Raw genomic sequence first — 16891 nt, 5'->3', positions numbered from 1 at the left:
TTAAAAACCAATTCTTTGGGTTACAACACCAGCAGATAGATTAACGATCGGTGAAATTTCAAATACAATATTTTCATCGGTATACAGCATTAGCTGTGCGCAACGATGAATACCGCATTGTTTACTCGCTTCGTTTACTCTATTAGGCAAACTGTCTGCAGTGAAAGTAAATGCTTTAATATTTAGCTCAGATGTATCATTAAGTGTACGTGACGTGATTCTATTGTATTCATGTTCAAGAATCTGACGCTCGTCTTCATCCTCAAACACTATTTCTTTAGCTCGCTTAAGCTCATTTACTGTTAAAGGAAGTTGCACACCCTGTTTAGTAACGGTGCTTATAATTTCTGATGTGTTTAAATCAACCAGAGATTGTTCTAATTCATCTGTTGAGTAGTTGTAGATATAGACATCCGCGCGACGTTGATCCTTAGGTGCACCTTTTTCTTCGTTACGCTCAATCAATAACAGTTCCTGATTATCATTAACCGTTACACCACCTTCAGATTTAGCAGCTAAGGTTTGAGGGGTGACTAAGTTTCCTACTCGGGATATTTCATCAACGGTTAAAGGGTCATTATTGTGTGCATAAGCATTGCTAAAACTAAGAAAACTTAGGATACCAATGCTAATAATTATTGATGGATGCATTTTCATGCAGGATGGTCTAGAAAAAATCATTATCAACTCACCAAAATAAATTTTTATTATATCCGACAAAGTATAAACCAGATTGACTACATTAATTTGATATTAGTCAAACAGTTACTGCCACTTGTCTGATATTTACTGTAAATACAGGCGATAAATATACATAAGCTAAGGTTTTTATTGGTATTGGTAGATTACTTTACAAGCAGTCATACACACAATAAACTCCGCCTAAATTTTAACTACCCCCCTTCCTTTACTTGGTGAATAGCTATGGTTACAAAAAACTATATGTCTGGCCTGTTTGGTAGATCTCCCATAACCCCTTTGCAAGAACATATGTACCGTGTTTATCGGTGCGTAAGACATTTATCGCCACTTATAGAAGGTATGGTGGAGTCTGATGAGAAAAAGGTTCTAAATGCACAAAAAGCAATTGCAAAAGGAGAGCATGATGCGGATAAGATGAAGCGTGAATTACGCACACATCTTCCGAAAGGGCTCTTCATGCCTGTCGATAGGCGTGATGTACTTGATGTATTACTTCGCCAAGACATTATTGCGAATCAGGCGAAAGATATTGCTGCTCTGATTGTCGGACGAAAAATGCAATTGCCGGCAGAAATGAACGAGCCATTTTTAGTTTTCACCAAACGTTGTATCGATTCGGTAAAACAGGCGTTACATACCATTAATGAACTGGATGAATTAGTAGAGACAGGGTTCAGAGGACTTGAGGTCGAACGTGTAGAAGGCATGCTTTCTGATTTGGGTGCCATCGAAAGTGAAACAGATACGATGCAAGATGATTTAAGAGCCACACTCTTTAAATTAGAGGATGACCTAAGCCCAGTAGATGTAATTTTCACCTACAGGTTGATAGATTGGGTTGGAAATGTGGCCGACAATGCCGAGCGTGTTGGTAGTCGTTTATCTTTGATGCTAGCACGATAGGTATATAAATCATGGAATTTTTAACAGATACAACGTTTATCTATATTACTCTTGCGGCCGTTTTTGGCATTTTCATGGCATGGGGTATTGGCGCAAATGATGTTGCTAATGCAATGGCGACGTCGGTAGGCTCAAAAGCGATAACCATAAAACAAGCGATTATAATTGCAGCAATATTTGAATTTTTAGGTGCCTACCTTGCTGGAGGGCAAGTTACTAAAACCATCAGAAAAGGTATCGTCGATCTCAATGCTTTTGATGGTAATCCGGATTTATTGATCTGGGGCATGCTCGCCTCATTATTAGCTGCAGGTACATGGCTATTAATTGCATCCATGAAGGGTTGGCCGGTTTCTACCACGCATAGTATTGTCGGTGCGGTTATCGGATTTGCTGCAGTCGGCGTTAGTGTTGACGCTGTTAGCTGGGGCAAAGTGGGTACCATAGTAATGAGCTGGGTGGTTTCTCCGGTACTTGCAGGGGGCATAGCATTTGCGGTGTTCAAAAGTATCCAAAACCTGGTTATTAATACGAGCAATCCTTTAGAAAATGCAAAAAAATATGGGCCGTTTTATTTATTTATGGTCGGTTTCATTATTGCTTTGGTGACAATCAAAAAGGGTTTGAAGCACATAGGCCTGGATGTTAATGGCGGCATGGAATTTGTTTACGCGATTATCTTAGGCTTGTTAGTAGCGCTACTAGGTGTGTATTTAATCAAAAAAGTAAAGTTTGATGAAAAAGCTGAAAAACGCTTTCACTTTGCTAATGTTGAAAAAATATTTGCTGTATTAATGGTATTTACCGCTGCGGCTATGGCTTTTGCTCATGGCTCAAATGACGTAGCAAATGCAGTTGGTCCTATGGCGGCTGTTATTAGTGTTGCTCAATCTGGCGAGCTAGCTTCAAAATCAGAGTTGCCAAGCTGGGTATTGCTAGTAGGTGCTATTGGTATTGTTATAGGCCTTGCTACCTTAGGTTACAAAGTAATGGCGACAGTAGGTAAAAATATAACTGAGTTAACACCAACTCGTGGTTTTTCTGCAGAAATTGGGGCGGCTTCGACAGTAGTACTAGCCTCTTATACTGGTCTACCAATTTCAACTACGCAAACTTTAGTGGGTGCTATTTTAGGTGTTGGTTTAGCCAGAGGTATCGCAGCAATAGACTTACGCGTTGTGGGTAATATATTCATGTCTTGGGTAATTACCTTACCGGCTGGCGCTATTCTCTCGATATTGTTCTTTTATATGCTGAAAGGAATATTTGGTTAGAAGCATAATACTCTAAAAAAGTGCCCGTAAGTGGGGAGGTGCCTTATTTAATTAATGTTTCAAGGCACCTTTCATACGTAACTATTTGATTCTCTTTTCATACGGAAATGAGAATCATTCCATTAAAATAATTAAAACAATAGAGGGTAATCATTAACTTTCAATTTACGAGCGCTTCAATATCAGCTAATATTAAGTCAGCTTCAATAATTTAATTGGTTGTAGCTCGGTCTTTTTATAAGGCTTTGGGGAATGTGTTTGGCAGCTTGTATATAGTGTATTAGACTAGTTTTTAATGCAAAATCTAATGCATACGAAACACAAAATTACGCATTGCAATTCGAATTCGATTAATAAAATATAAGTAATAATATAAGCAAAGCGAATTTTAGGGCAGTTTTAAAAATCACTAATCTGTTCTGTCGAACTAAATGAATAAACACACGTCTAAACAAATAGATGAGTGTTAATTTGAATCATTCTAAGCTACAAAGTTACGTATTTTTTGTGAATTTCAAGGCAAGATGCGGATATAACTTTACAAAGCATATTGCTGTTTAAGATTCAAAAAATAGAAGTAGTTCGCAAAAAATAAGTACCAAAAGCAGTTTAGATTATTGTTGATAAGACAATATTCAAAATAACCTGGGGTACATTATGAGCATCTTTGACAGTTATCAGTCACGTTACGAGTCATTTCTCGAGGAGGAATACTCACTTCAAGAATACCTTAATTTGTGTAAGGAGGATCCCTCTGTATACGCAACAGCAGCCGAAAGAATGTTAATGGCTATCGGAGAGCCAGAGCTGATAGACACTGCCAATGACGAGCGTTTGAGTCGATTATTCTCTAATAAGGTAATTAAACGATATCCTGCATTTTCACAGTTCTTTGGAATGGAAGATGCCATAGAACAGATCGTTTCATTCTTACGCCATGCTTCTCAAGGCCTGGAAGAAAGTAAACAAGTACTTTATTTACTAGGTCCGGTTGGAGGTGGTAAGTCATCATTAGCTGAGCGTTTAAAAGTGCTGATGGAAAAGATGCCGATTTACTGCATTAAGGATTCTCCTATCAATGAATCTCCACTTGGGTTATTCGACTCAGGAGAGGATGGCGCAATACTCAAAGAAGACTACGGAATTGATAAGCGCTATTTGGGCAATATCATGTCTCCTTGGGCGGTAAAACGCTTAAATGAATTTGGAGGCGATGTTACTCAATTCAAAGTAGTAAAAAGATACCCGTCTCAGCTGAATCAGATAGCAATCTCTAAAACAGAACCGGGTGATGAAAACAATCAGGATATTTCAGCTTTAGTCGGAAAAGTTGATATCAGAAAACTCGAAGACTTTTCACAAAACGATACTGATGCTTATAGTTATTCGGGTGGTTTGTGTATGGCGAATCAAGGCCTGCTTGAATTCGTTGAGATGTTCAAAGCCCCAATCAAAGTATTACATCCATTATTAACCGCAACACAGGAAAAGAATTACAACGGCACTGAGAATATTGGAGCCATACCTTTTGATGGGATGATACTGGCTCACTCAAATGAATCAGAGTGGCAGTCATTCAAGAATGATCGTAATAACGAAGCATTCATCGACCGTATTTCTATTGTAAAAGTACCGTACTGCTTGAGCGTCAATGAAGAGATTCAAATCTATAACAAATTGTTGGAGGCAAGCTCTCTCAATAAAGCACCGTGCGCGCCTGATACGCTAAAAATGCTAGCGCAACTCTCTGTGCTTTCTCGAATTAAAGAACCAGAAAACTCCAATACATTCTCTAAAATGAGCGTGTATAACGGCGAAAACTTAAAGGATATTGATCCTAAAGCAAAAACCTACCAAGAGTACCGAGATGTTGCCGGTGTAGATGAGGGTATGAACGGATTATCAACGCGTTTTGCATTCAAGATACTCTCTCAAGTGTTTAATTTCGATGCCCAAGAGATTGCAGCAAATCCGGTACATCTGATGTATATCCTGGAAAAACAGATCGAACGAGAGCAATTCCCACAAGAAACGCAAGATCGTTATATTGGATTTATCAAAGAATATCTCAGCCCTCGTTATGTCGATTTTATTGGTAAAGAAATCCAGACAGCTTATCTAGAATCCTATTCAGAATACGGACAAAACCTGTTCGATCGTTATGTAACCTATGCTGACTTCTGGATTCAGGATCAGGAATATCGTGATCCTGAAACTGGCCAGATTTTAGATCGCGCGGCTTTGAATAACGATTTGGAGAAAATTGAAAAACCAGCGGGAATCAGTAATCCAAAAGACTTTAGAAATGAAGTTGTTAATTTTGTATTACGTGCAAAAGCACATAACGATGGTCAAAACCCGGTTTGGACCAGTTATGAAAAACTACGTCATGTGATCGAAAAGAAAATGTTCTCAAGCACAGAAGACCTATTGCCAGTTATATCGTTCAGCACCAAGTCTTCAAGTGAAGAGCAACAGAAGCATGATAATTTCGTTTCAAGGATGGTTGAACGTGGCTATACCGAGAAGCAAGTGAGATTACTTGCTGAATGGTATTTAAGAGTCAGAAAATCTCAATAAACTAGTAATTACCATGAAAAGCTAAGGAAACTGAAGCAAACTAACGGAGACAAAATGTCATCTTACATCGTAGATCGCCGGCTCAACAGTAAAAATAAAAGCACGGTTAATCGTCAGCGCTTTTTAAAGCGCTATCGAAAGCAAATACGCAAAGCTGTTTCCGACGCAGTAAATGAGCGTAAGTTGGAAGATATGGAAAATGGGGATAGCATCAGCATCCCCAAGAAGGATTTATCTGAGCCAGTATTTAGCCATGGTAAAGGTGGCAACCAAAATATTGTTCATCCGGGCAATAAAGATTTTGTCGTGGGTGATCGATTCAAACGACCAGAAGGCGGTGAAGGAGGGTCTGGTGAAGGGGAAGCATCAGATTCTGGCGAAGGTGAAGATGAGTTCGTTTTTCAGATCTCTCAGGAAGAATTCTTAGAGTTCATGTTTGAAGATCTGGCCTTGCCGAATATGATCAAACTGCAATTGAGTACGGATGATTCATTCAGTTATAAACGCGCAGGAATTAGCGAAGTAGGTAGCCCCAATCAAGTGAATGTGGTGCGTTCATTGCGCAGCGCACAAGCTCGTCGAATAGCATTGGGAGGTAAAAAAAGAAGGAAGCGCAGAGAGTTGCGAGAGGAGCTTGCTGAATTTCTGGAAGCCACACCCAAGCCGTATGATGAAGAGCAAAAAAAGAAAAAGTTATTGCTGGAAGATGAAATTGCTTCATTAACAGCCCGCCTGGATGCGCTGCCCTATATCGATGAATTCGACCTGAAATTCAATCTACGCGTGAAGATTCCACAGCCTTCGCCAAAGGCAGTGATGTTTTGTGTGTTGGACGTATCCGGTTCTATGACTCAGGAAATCAAAGACACCGCCAAACGTTTTTTCTATTTGCTGTATCTGTTTTTACACCGCAGTTACGAAAAAATAGACGTCGTGTTTATCCGTCACCACACTAAAGCGGAAGAAGTGAGCGAAGAGGATTTTTTCTATTCTCGTGAAACAGGTGGAACGGTGGTATCGAGTGCTCTGGAACTGATGAATGAAATTATCAAAGAACGTTATCCTGCTGATCAATGGAATATCTATGGTGCTCAGGCATCTGATGGTGATAACTGGCAAAATGATACCGCAAAGTGCCATGAATTAATGACACAGCAAATTTTACCCGCTGTTCAATACTTCACTTATATAGAAATTGGGGAGCAAGACCCGCAAGAATTGTGGCGTCTATACACAGATTTAAAAGAGAGCTTTAGCGATAGTTTTGCGTTGAGCAAAGTAAGAAATAACAGTGAAATTTTTCCAGTGTTCCGTGAGCTGTTTAAAAAAGAGGGGCTTCGGACATGAGTAAAACCAACAAACAAACACCGTTTTCCAAATTTGATGTAGATGGGCGATCAGAACCCGCACAACCTCATGGACCTCATAACGAAAAGAACTATATTTCGACAAGTTCTGAGTGGACTTTTGAATTACTAGAAAAATACGACAAAGAAATCAGTCGTATCGCTAAGGAGAAATTCAAGTTAGACACTTATCCGAATCAGATAGAAGTGATTCGTTCAGATCAAATGATGGATGCCTATGCATCAGTCGGTATGCCGATTAACTATAATCATTGGTCTTACGGCAAATCGTTTCTAAGTACGCAACAGGATTATCAACGCGGACGTATGGGATTAGCCTATGAAATCGTGATTAACTCCAGCCCATGTATCGCTTATTTGATGGAAGAAAACACGCTGACAATGCAGGCGTTAGTGATAGCGCATGCCTGTTATGGCCATAACTCTTTTTTCAAAGGAAATTATCTTTTTAGAGAATGGACAGATGCCGAAGCAATCATTGATTACCTGTTATTTGCCAAAGGTTATATCGCAAAATGCGAAGAGCGATACGGAGTAGAAGAGGTAGAAAAGATTCTGGATTCTTGCCATGCGCTGATGAATTACGGAGTCGATCGTTACAAGCGCCCTACTCCAATTTCTGTGGTTGAAGAACAAAAACGTCAGAAAGAACGCGAAGAATATATCCAGAAACATATTAATGATCTTTGGCGCACATTGCCTGAAGAGAAGGATAAAGTGGCAAAGAAAAAACGTTTTCCAGAAGACCCACAAGAAAACCTTTTGTACTTTATTGAGAAAACATCGCCAAAACTTGAAAACTGGCAGCGCGAAATAGTCCGTATCGTAAGAAAAATATCACAGTACTTTTACCCACAACGACAAACACAAGTGATGAATGAAGGCTGGGCGACGTTCTGGCATTACACCATTTTGCATGAGCTATATGATGAAGGATTAGTCTCTGAAGGCTTCATCATGGAATTTTTGGTGTCGCATACGAGTGTTGTGGCGCAACCAGATTTTGATAGCCCGTATTATTCAGGTATTAATCCTTATGCTTTGGGTTTTGCGATGATGCAAGATATTCGAAGGATATGTGAAGACCCGACAGAAGAAGATTATGAATGGTTCCCGGATATTGCAGGCAGCGACTGGTTAGAAACATTACATAATGCAATGCGCAATTATCGAGATGAAAGTTTTGTACTGCAATTTCTATCTCCAAAAGTCATGCGTGATTTTAAATTATTCCATCTGAATGATGACGATTCGCAAGAGACGATTGGTGTAGAAGCGATTCATAATGAGCAAGGTTACAAACAAATCCGTGATCAATTATCACAACAATATAACCTGAGTTATAGAGAACCAGATATTCAGGTTTTTGATGTTGATATTCTTGGGAATAGAACCCTAACCCTAAATCACTATATGAATAACCGCAGACCATTAGGCCCTGCAACGACTGAAGTTGTAAAACATATTCGTCAGTTATGGGGCTACGACGTCAAACTAAATTCAGTGGATGAAAATGGAGAGACAGTGACGAGCTATTCGACTTATGCTTAGCATTACTTGAGTAATAATGACTAACGTTAACTGATCTATTATTGTTTAAAAAATATGCCCCAAAGTGGGGGGGTGGCAATAGAATTAGTCGTAATCGCTTATTCTAACGAACACCGAATGCGCCAAGAATTCGTCTGTCATTGGTCGCTTTAGCCATATCAATTGCACTCAATCCATCTGATGTTTTAGCATAAGGAGACGATCCACGCTGCTTTAGATAATTTGCAATCTGAGCGTGGCGAAAGCGTGTAGCATGATGAATCGGTAACCAGTTATTAACTGTTCGGGCATTAATGTTTGCCCCATGATTGATTAAGTAGATGACTGCGGAATAATGTCCTTTTGCAGCCGCCATGTGCAGCGCAGTTTCTCTCTCCGCATTTCCTGAATTTACATTCACTCCACGATTTATCAATTGACCAATAGTTCGCACATCGCCTCTACTAGCCGCATCAAATAATTCATTGGATGTCGGTGCAGGTGCTTGGGTTGCTGCTGGTGCTCTTGGCGCAAGTCGATTTTGAGACGCTTGCACAGGTCTTTGTTGGAAATTTGTTTTTTTCTGTTGTAGCTGCTGCATTTGACGCTTTTTAGTTTGCTGCTGTAATTGCTTTTTACGCGTTGCTAATTGCTGTTGTTTTCGTGATTGCTGTTGGGCATTTAACAGACGCACCTGCTCATTGAAACTCTGGTTCGACTGTGATGATTTTGTCACGGGTCTCGATGGTGGTTTCTTTACCATTCTTTTGGCTGGAGCTGCTTTTGGTTTTTTGAGTTGCTTTTGATACTCGCTTTGCAGGGCCCCAATATCAGACATATCGTAGGCATATTCAGAGTTTGCGCTTGCTGATAGATTACTTACCAGGAAAGTAGTGGTGACCACTGTGTATAAAGCGATGTTAGAGCATTTCATTTTAAGTTCCTTTGTAAGCACGTCTTATCTATTGATTATAAGATAAATAGTAAAAATCAGTTGCTTGATGATTAGGCAGTTATCTTTTTAAATACGCTTACTAAGGGTGTACATTGATTTAAATAGTTCACCCCCCTACTTAAGGCACTTTTTTATGTCATTAAAAAAGGGTGCTAAAAGCACCCTTTTTATAGACTTGTGAAACTTAAGAAATTAAGTCACTTTCTGGTCTAACTCTCCAGATGCATAACGCTGTGACATTACATCTAATGAAATCGGTGTAATCTTTGACGCATTACCTTCACAACCGAATGACTCGAAACGTGCTTTACAGATCTGTCGCATCGCATTGGTAGACTCTTTCAAGAATTTACGTGGATCAAATACAGATGGATTTTCTGCCATGAACTTACGGATAGAACCCGTAGACGCCATGCGTAAATCTGTATCGATGTTAACTTTTGCAACACCGTTTTTGATACCTTCAACGATTTCCTCAACAGGAACACCATAAGTCTGGCCCATATCGCCGCCATAGTTATTGATGATCTCTAACCAATCCTGAGGTACTGATGAAGAACCGTGCATTACCAAGTGCGTGTTAGGAAGACGCTCGTGGATTTCTTTAATACGATCTATTCGTAAAATATCTCCATCAGGCTCTTTGGTAAATTTGTAAGCACCGTGTGAGGTTCCGATAGCGATTGCTAATGCATCAACATTGGTCGCTTTAACAAAATCAGCTGCTTCTTCAGCCGAAGTGAGTAGCATGTCCATGTCGAGTTTGCCTTCAGCGCCATGACCATCTTCTTCGCCCATTTCACCGGTTTCTAGAGAACCCAAACAACCTAATTCGCCTTCTACAGATACACCACCAGCATGCGCCATTTTTACCACTTCTTTGGTAACACCGACATTGTATTCAAAACTCGCTGGAGTCTTCATATCTGCTTCTAGCGATCCATCCATCATCACCGAGGTGAAACCAGACTGAATAGAACGCAAACATACTGCAGGTTCAGAGCCATGATCCTGGTGCATAGCAACAGGTATATGCGGATACATTTCAGTCGCTGCAGTTATCAAATGGCGTAAGAAAGGTTCGCCTGCATAAGCGCGCGCACCTGCAGAACCTTGTAATATAACCGGTGAATTTGTTTCATCCGCTGCTTGCATGATCGCATGTACTTGCTCCATGTTATTCACGTTGAACGCTGGCATACCGTAGCCATTTTCTGCTGCATGATCTAGCAGTTGTCTCATCGAAATCAGGGCCATTGAAATCTCCTTTACTATTTAATCACTTATAAAATTACGAATCAGTTAATCAGAATAATGTCTTTTTAACTGGCTTTAACAGTTTGGTGCGTTTGTTATATAAATAGCAAAAACAACCTTCAAGTGGGTTAACCGTTGTGATGTTCTCCAACTCGAATTACTTTCATTTGATTGGTGCCGCCATCGGATCCTGTTCCTAGTAAATCGCCTTTTGTGACAATCACCAAATCACCATCTTTAACTATTTTTTCTACCACCAAGTGTTCAACTACTATGCGATTAGCCTGCAATGGATCACTCAAAGGTTCATGTACCCAAACAGGATAAACACCACGATACATACTCACTTTACGACAGGTTTTCTTATGCGTAGTCATGGCATATATTGGAATTCCCGAGCTGATACGAGACATCCATAGTGCTGTCGAACCAGATTCAGTTAAGGCACCAATACCTTTCACACCCATATGATTTGCGGCATACATTGTCGACATGGCGATGGCTTCATCAATTCGCTGGAAACGCTTGCCAATACGATGCCTGGATTTCTTCTGTGAAGTAGATTGCTCTGCTTCGATACAAATATTGGCCATCGCAGAAACAACTTTTGCCGGGTGTTTACCAACAGCTGTTTCGCCAGATAGCATCACTGCATCAGTGCCATCCATTACGGCATTAGCGACGTCAAATACCTCCGCTCTTGTCGGAATTGTATTATCAATCATGGTCTCCATCATCTGTGTCGCTGTAATCACCGCACAGTTGAGGTTTCTCGCACGTTTGATCAGCTTTTTCTGCATCAAAGGCAAATTAGCGTCACCAATCTCGACACCCAAATCGCCTCTGGCAACCATAATCACATCAGATGCACTAATAATGTCGTCTAAAGTAGGTTGTTCTACCGCTTCTGCTCGTTCAATTTTTGCGACAAGTGCGGCATCTCCACCAGCATCTTGCATTAATAATCGAGCATACTCTATATCTGCTGCACTTCTTGGAAATGATACCGCTAAAAAATCAACGCCTATTTTGGCAGCTGTTTTTATATCTTCTTTGTCTTTTTCCGTTAACGCTTCAGCTGAGATACCACCACCGCGTTTATTGATGCCTTTATTATTAGAAAGGTCACCACCAACCAAGACCTTGGTGTGAATTTCTTCTCCGATTACATCCGTGACGGCTAGAACAATTCTGCCATCATCGAGTAACAGTTCATCACCCTTGTAAACGTCATTAGGCAGATCTTTATAAGCAATGCCTACACGCTCTGTAGTTCCTGATGACTTATCCAGTGTCGCATCGAGAATAAAAGAGTCACCTGCGATAATGGTAACCTTATCGTTTACAAAACGATCGATACGAATTTTAGGCCCTTGTAAGTCACCTAAAATGCCAACAGACCAACCCAGTTTATCAGCAATATCCCGGACCATTTTTACACGACGGATATGGTCTTCGACCTCGCCGTGAGAAAAATTCATTCGTACAACGTCTACGCCTGCACGTATCATTGCCTCAACAGATTCTGGAGTGTCCGTTGCCGGACCCATTGTTGCTACTATCTTAGTTCGTCTCATGATTAATATATGCTAGTAAAAAATCAGATTATAAAGTGACTTCATTACTAAAATATTAACCCTTCGCTCGTTCTTCTAGCATTGCAACCACAGGTAGTTTTTTGCCTTCCAAAAACTCAAGGAATGAACCGCCACCAGTAGAAATATATGAAACTTTATCTGCTATATCATATTTATCAACTGCTGCCAGTGTGTCACCACCGCCAGCGACGGAGAAGCCTTTTGACTCAGCTATCGCCATTGCAATCGCTTTGGTGCCTTCACCAAATTGATCAAATTCGAAAACGCCCACAGGACCATTCCAAACGATTGTGCCAGCATTTTTAATGACTTCAGCAAGTTCTGCCGCTGATTTTGGACCGATATCAAAAATCATATCGTCATCAGAGACATCGCTAACGTCTTTGACGGTAGCTTCTGCCGTTTCAGAAAACTCTTTACCGCAAACCACATCGACAGGTACCGGAATGTCACCACCGTTTGCCTGTGCCGCAGCTTTTAGGTTTTTGGCAGTTTCTACCAAATCTTCTTCGTACAGTGATTTTCCAACATTGTGACCTTCAGCTGCAATAAAGGTATTCGCGATTCCACCGCCAACGATTAATTGATCTACAACTTTTGATAGAGATTCTAAAACGGTTAATTTTGTCGAAACTTTAGAACCACCAACCAGTGCCACCATTGGACGAGCTGGATTATCCAGTGCTTTGCCTAAGGCTTCTAATTCGCCAGCAAGCAAAGGTCCCGCAGCCGCAGTAGGTGCAAATTGACCAGCACCGTGCGTTGAAGCCTGAGCGCGATGTGCAGTACCGAATGCATCCATTACGTAGATATCGCAAAGTGCTGCATATTGTTTTGATAGTGTTTCATCATTGGCTTTTTCGCCTTTATTGAAACGTACGTTTTCTAATAAAACGACTTCGCCGTCAGCGACTTCTGGTGTTGTTTCTAGATAATCAGTGATTAATCGAACATCGGTGCTGAGCAGTTCACCTAAATGATTAGCAACGGGTGCTAGTGAAAATTCTTCTTCAGGAGAGCCTTCTGTAGGGCGACCCAAATGTGACATGATCATGACTTTGGCACCTGCTGCAAGTGCCTTTTGAATGGTTGGTAACGATGCACGAATACGTTTGTCAGATGTTACTTTGCCATCTTTAACGGGGACATTGAGATCTTGGCGAATAAGAACACGCTTGCCAGCAAGGTCTAGGTCAGTCATTTTGATTACAGACACAGAGAATCTCCTATTAATTTTTAGATTGATTAAATAAAGAAACTAGCAAGGTATCTAAAGCCACCCCCCTACTTACAAGGGCTTTTTTAGGAAAGGCAGACCAGCCTACTTATTTAAGCAATCTGTGGGTATGCCAGGCATACCCACAAATAAACGATGCTGTTAAGCGATATGATCAACTAAACGAAGCATGTTACAAGTGTAACCATACTCGTTGTCGTACCATGAAACGACTTTAACGAATGTGTCGTCTAGTGCAATACCAGCGCCAGCGTCAAAGATAGAAGAAGCGCTAATACCACGGAAGTCTGATGATACAACTTTCTCTTCTGTGTACTGTAACGTGCCTTTCATAGAACCTTCAGATGCTTCTTTGATTGCCGCACAAATTTCTTCGTAGCTTGCTGGCTTGTCTAACTCACAAGTAAGGTCAACCACAGAAACGTCAACAGATGGGATACGGAAAGCCATACCAGTCAGTTTGCCGTTAAGTTCAGGAAGTACAACACCTACTGCTTTAGCAGCACCTGTTGAAGATGGGATAATATTTTCAAATACAGAACGGCCACCACGCCAATCTTTTGTTGAAGGACCATCAACGGTTTTCTGTGAAGCTGTTGCAGCATGCACAGTTGTCATCAAACCACGCTTAAGACCCCAGTTATCGTTGATAACTTTAGCCACTGGCGCAAGGCAGTTAGTGGTACATGAAGCGGCAGAAATAATCGCTTGTCCGTCATATTCGTCATGGTTAACACCGTATACAAACATTGGTGTACCGTCTTTAGAAGGCGCAGATTGAACAACCTTCTTTGCGCCAGCATCGATATGTGCCTGACAGCTTTCTTCAGTAAGGAAGAATCCAGTACAATCAAGAACTACGTCTACGTCAACATCGGCCCACTTAAGGTCCGCAGGATTGCGTTCAGCTGTTAAACGGATTTTGTTACCATCAACCGTGAAAGAACTATCATCTACATCTGTTACTTCACCATCAAAACGTCCATGAGCCGTATCATACTTAAGCATGTATGCGAGGTAATCGTTATCAAGCAAGTCATTGATTCCAACTACTTCAAGGCTAGGAAAGTCTTTTTTGATCGCACGAAATACCATACGTCCGATACGTCCAAAACCGTTAATGCCGACTTTTGTTGTCATGGGTTTCTCCTCAGAAAAATATAAAAAATTGATAAAAGATAAAAACAATAGCGCCCCGGTTTAATCGGGGCGTATTGGATAATTTGTTTAGGCTACTTCGTTAATAGCGTTAACTACATTGTCTACCGTAAAGCCAAAATATTCAAATAAGTCAGGTGCTGGAGCAGATTCACCAAAAGTGGTCATGCCTATGACCTTACCGTTGGTGCCAACGTACTTCCACCATCCGTCCATAATCGCTGCTTCTACTGCTACGCGAGCGGTTACAGCAGCGGGTAATACTGACTCTTTATAAGCATCATCTTGCGCTTCATACATATCAACTGAAGGCATTGATACAACACGTACTTTTTTATCAGAGGCTTCAGCTGCTTTTACGGCTAGATCTACTTCAGAACCTGTTGCGATGACAATGGCATCAGGCGTTCCATCAGTATCCACCAGAATATAGCCACCTTTTTCGATATTAGCAATTTGTTCTGCTGAACGAGGTTGGTGTGCAAGGTTCTGTCTAGAATAGATTAATGTGGTAGGTCCATTGTTTCTCTCGATTGCATGTTTCCATGAAACAGCAGTTTCGACAGCATCACAGGTACGCCAAACTGACATATTAGGAATCATACGTAGTGTAGGAATTTGCTCAACAGCTTGGTGAGTCGGACCATCTTCACCTAATCCAATTGAGTCATGGGTGTACACAAAGATACTTTGAATCTTCATTAATGCTGCCATGCGTAATGCATTACGTGCATATTCTGAGAACATCAGGAAGGTTGCACCGTAAGGTACCAATCCGCCGTGTAATGTAACGCCGTTCATAATCGCTGACATACCAAATTCACGCACACCGTAAGAGATATAGTTTCCAGCGAAATTCATCTCTTTAGAACCATTGTTATCGTTAATCTTAACGCTGGTTTCGCTAAAGGTGTTATTTGATGGTGTTAAATCGGCAGAACCGCCGAGTAGCTCAGGTAGCATCGGAGAGAATGCATTTAATGACATTTTTGATGAGATACGTGTTGCTTGAGTTGGTGCAGCTTCATTAATGTCAGCAATCGCCTTTGCCGCAAATTCATCCCAACCAATTGGAAGTTCACCAGCCATGCGGCGTTCAAATTCTGATGCTTCTTCAGGATATGCTTCACTGTATGCAGCGAATTTAGCATTCCATTCGTTTTCAGCCACAGTACCGGCTTCTTTTGCATCCCACCCTGCGTAAACTTCTGCTGGAATCTCAAACGGAGGATAATCCCAACCCAGGTTCTTACGGGTAGCAGCAATTTCTTCTGCTCCTAACGCTTCACCATGCACATGGTGTCCACCTTCTTTATTAGGTGCGCCTTTACCTATGATGGTTTTACAACAAATAAGTGACGGTCTATCAGATGCATCAATCGCTGCTTGTGTTGCTGCTTTGATTGCTTCTGGATCATGTCCATCAATAGATTGTACATGCCAGCCGTATGCTTCAAAACGCTTTGGCGTATCATCGATAAACCAACCATCAACATTTCCATCGATAGAGATGTCGTTATCATCGTAGAAGCAAATCATTTTACCTAAACCAAATGAACCCGCTAATGAACACGCTTCATGAGAAATGCCTTCCATTAAACAACCATCACCCAGGAATACATAAGTATTGTGATCAACAATTTCATGACCGTCTTTGTTGAATTGCGCTGCCATGACTTTTTCTGCCAATGCAAAACCAACAGCATTAGTGATGCCTTGACCCAATGGACCAGTTGTTGTTTCTATACCTGGCGCATATCCATATTCTGGATGACCCGGTGTTTTAGAATGTAATTTACGGAAAGATTTAAGATCATCAATAGATAAATCATAACCCGTTAAATGAAGAACGGAATACGGCAACATAGAGCCATGTCCATTAGACATAATAAAGCGATCGCGGTCAGCCCAGTTTGGGTTAGTTGGATTGTGCTTCATAAAGTCGTTATAAAGTACTTCGGCGATATCTGCCATTCCCATCGGTGCACCAGGATGGCCAGAGTTAGGAATTTGTATGGCGTCCATGGTAAGGGCACGGATGGCGTTAGCCAGAGTTGCGCGATTAGACATTAAGCTCTCCTTAGATTGTGTTAGCTTTAAATCAGTATTAATCAGGTTTAAAAATAGTATCGATAATATATTTCTGTATAGCCTAAACCTTTCATTAGGTGCATAAGCCACATAGAAATCTATTATTTAACTGGAGTTATACTTTAATCATATAAGATAAAACACGTTATAAAATCTGATGTTTACTATAGTTGAAAGGGACAGATGGCACATTCTGTTGCAATTCAACGTTTAACGAAACTAAATATTACCTGCTTATT

General features: G+C 40.8%; 12 protein-coding genes. 5 read left to right on the top strand and 7 right to left on the bottom strand.

What is annotated here, in order from left to right; all coding sequences use genetic code 11:
* The gene (locus EV695_RS04395; protein ID WP_131904686.1) at positions 1 to 681 is read right to left on the bottom strand and encodes a hypothetical protein; all 681 of its coding nucleotides are present in this window, start codon (positions 679 to 681) and stop codon (positions 1 to 3) included.
* Positions 682 to 924: 243 nt separating this feature from the next.
* Here EV695_RS04395 and EV695_RS04390 point away from each other — a divergent pair, with 243 nt between their 5' ends.
* The 5 genes from EV695_RS04390 (at position 925) to EV695_RS04370 (ending at position 8377) form a co-directional block, all read left to right on the top strand.
* A complete protein-coding gene (locus EV695_RS04390) occupies positions 925 to 1605 on the top strand; it encodes a TIGR00153 family protein (RefSeq protein ID WP_131904685.1) in 681 nt (226 codons plus the stop codon).
* Between the two features lie 11 nt (positions 1606 to 1616).
* On the top strand, positions 1617 to 2879 hold the full coding sequence (locus tag EV695_RS04385; RefSeq protein WP_131904684.1) for an inorganic phosphate transporter: 1263 nt from the start codon (positions 1617 to 1619) through the stop codon (positions 2877 to 2879).
* A 657-nt stretch (positions 2880 to 3536) separates the two neighbouring features.
* Positions 3537 to 5459: a PrkA family serine protein kinase gene (locus EV695_RS04380; RefSeq protein WP_131904683.1), complete on the top strand. Its 1923-nt coding sequence runs from the start codon at positions 3537 to 3539 to the stop codon at positions 5457 to 5459.
* Between the two features lie 54 nt (positions 5460 to 5513).
* The gene (locus tag EV695_RS04375; RefSeq protein ID WP_131904682.1) at positions 5514 to 6806 is read left to right on the top strand and encodes a YeaH/YhbH family protein; all 1293 of its coding nucleotides are present in this window, start codon (positions 5514 to 5516) and stop codon (positions 6804 to 6806) included.
* On the top strand, positions 6803 to 8377 hold the full coding sequence (locus EV695_RS04370) for a SpoVR family protein (protein ID WP_131904681.1): 1575 nt from the start codon (positions 6803 to 6805) through the stop codon (positions 8375 to 8377). The genes EV695_RS04375 and EV695_RS04370 overlap by 4 nt, the downstream gene beginning before the upstream one ends.
* Positions 8378 to 8480: 103 nt before the next feature.
* Here the strand turns inward: EV695_RS04370 and EV695_RS04365 are convergent, their stop codons facing one another.
* The 6 genes from EV695_RS04365 to tkt all read right to left on the bottom strand — a co-directional run bounded on the left by EV695_RS04365 (position 8481) and on the right by tkt (position 16631).
* A complete protein-coding gene (locus tag EV695_RS04365) occupies positions 8481 to 9290 on the bottom strand; it encodes an ankyrin repeat domain-containing protein (protein ID WP_131904680.1) in 810 nt (269 codons plus the stop codon).
* A 213-nt stretch (positions 9291 to 9503) separates the two neighbouring features.
* On the bottom strand, positions 9504 to 10568 hold the full coding sequence (fba, locus tag EV695_RS04360) for a class II fructose-bisphosphate aldolase (RefSeq protein ID WP_131904679.1): 1065 nt from the start codon (positions 10566 to 10568) through the stop codon (positions 9504 to 9506).
* Positions 10569 to 10696: 128 nt separating this feature from the next.
* On the bottom strand, positions 10697 to 12145 hold the full coding sequence (gene pyk / locus EV695_RS04355; RefSeq protein WP_131904678.1) for a pyruvate kinase: 1449 nt from the start codon (positions 12143 to 12145) through the stop codon (positions 10697 to 10699).
* A 55-nt stretch (positions 12146 to 12200) separates the two neighbouring features.
* Positions 12201 to 13382 carry a phosphoglycerate kinase gene (locus tag EV695_RS04350; RefSeq protein WP_131904677.1) on the bottom strand — a complete coding sequence of 394 codons (1182 nt, stop codon included), beginning with the start codon at positions 13380 to 13382 and terminating at the stop codon, positions 12201 to 12203.
* Positions 13383 to 13544: 162 nt separating this feature from the next.
* The gene (gap, locus tag EV695_RS04345) at positions 13545 to 14543 is read right to left on the bottom strand and encodes a type I glyceraldehyde-3-phosphate dehydrogenase (RefSeq protein WP_131904676.1); all 999 of its coding nucleotides are present in this window, start codon (positions 14541 to 14543) and stop codon (positions 13545 to 13547) included.
* An 87-nt stretch (positions 14544 to 14630) separates the two neighbouring features.
* Positions 14631 to 16631 (bottom strand): transketolase, encoded by a 2001-nt coding sequence (gene tkt, locus EV695_RS04340; protein WP_131904675.1) that lies wholly within the window; start codon positions 16629 to 16631, stop codon positions 14631 to 14633.
* Positions 16632 to 16891: the final 260 nt, after the last annotated feature.

The organism is Cocleimonas flava (genome assembly GCF_004339015.1).
Classification (GTDB): domain Bacteria; phylum Pseudomonadota; class Gammaproteobacteria; order Thiotrichales; family Thiotrichaceae; genus Cocleimonas; species Cocleimonas flava.
The sequence above is the reverse complement of the archived record's forward strand: the minus strand, read 5'-3'. Positions and strand labels throughout refer to the sequence as shown.

Bases quoted from the DNA above. Each gene is read 5' to 3' on its own strand.
- EV695_RS04385 (WP_131904684.1), top strand. From the start codon at position 1,617: ATGGAATTTTTAACAGATACAACGTTTATCTATATTACTCTTGCGGCC.
- EV695_RS04365 (WP_131904680.1), bottom strand. From the start codon at position 9,290: ATGAAATGCTCTAACATCGCTTTATACACAGTGGTCACCACTACTTTC.
- EV695_RS04370 (WP_131904681.1), top strand. From the start codon at position 6,803: ATGAGTAAAACCAACAAACAAACACCGTTTTCCAAATTTGATGTAGAT.
- pyk (WP_131904678.1), bottom strand. From the start codon at position 12,145: ATGAGACGAACTAAGATAGTAGCAACAATGGGTCCGGCAACGGACACT.
- fba (WP_131904679.1), bottom strand. From the start codon at position 10,568: ATGGCCCTGATTTCGATGAGACAACTGCTAGATCATGCAGCAGAAAAT.
- EV695_RS04380 (WP_131904683.1), top strand. From the start codon at position 3,537: ATGAGCATCTTTGACAGTTATCAGTCACGTTACGAGTCATTTCTCGAG.
- EV695_RS04375 (WP_131904682.1), top strand. From the start codon at position 5,514: ATGTCATCTTACATCGTAGATCGCCGGCTCAACAGTAAAAATAAAAGC.
- EV695_RS04390 (WP_131904685.1), top strand. From the start codon at position 925: ATGGTTACAAAAAACTATATGTCTGGCCTGTTTGGTAGATCTCCCATA.
- EV695_RS04395 (WP_131904686.1), bottom strand. From the start codon at position 681: ATGATTTTTTCTAGACCATCCTGCATGAAAATGCATCCATCAATAATT.
- gap (WP_131904676.1), bottom strand. From the start codon at position 14,543: ATGACAACAAAAGTCGGCATTAACGGTTTTGGACGTATCGGACGTATG.
- tkt (WP_131904675.1), bottom strand. From the start codon at position 16,631: ATGTCTAATCGCGCAACTCTGGCTAACGCCATCCGTGCCCTTACCATG.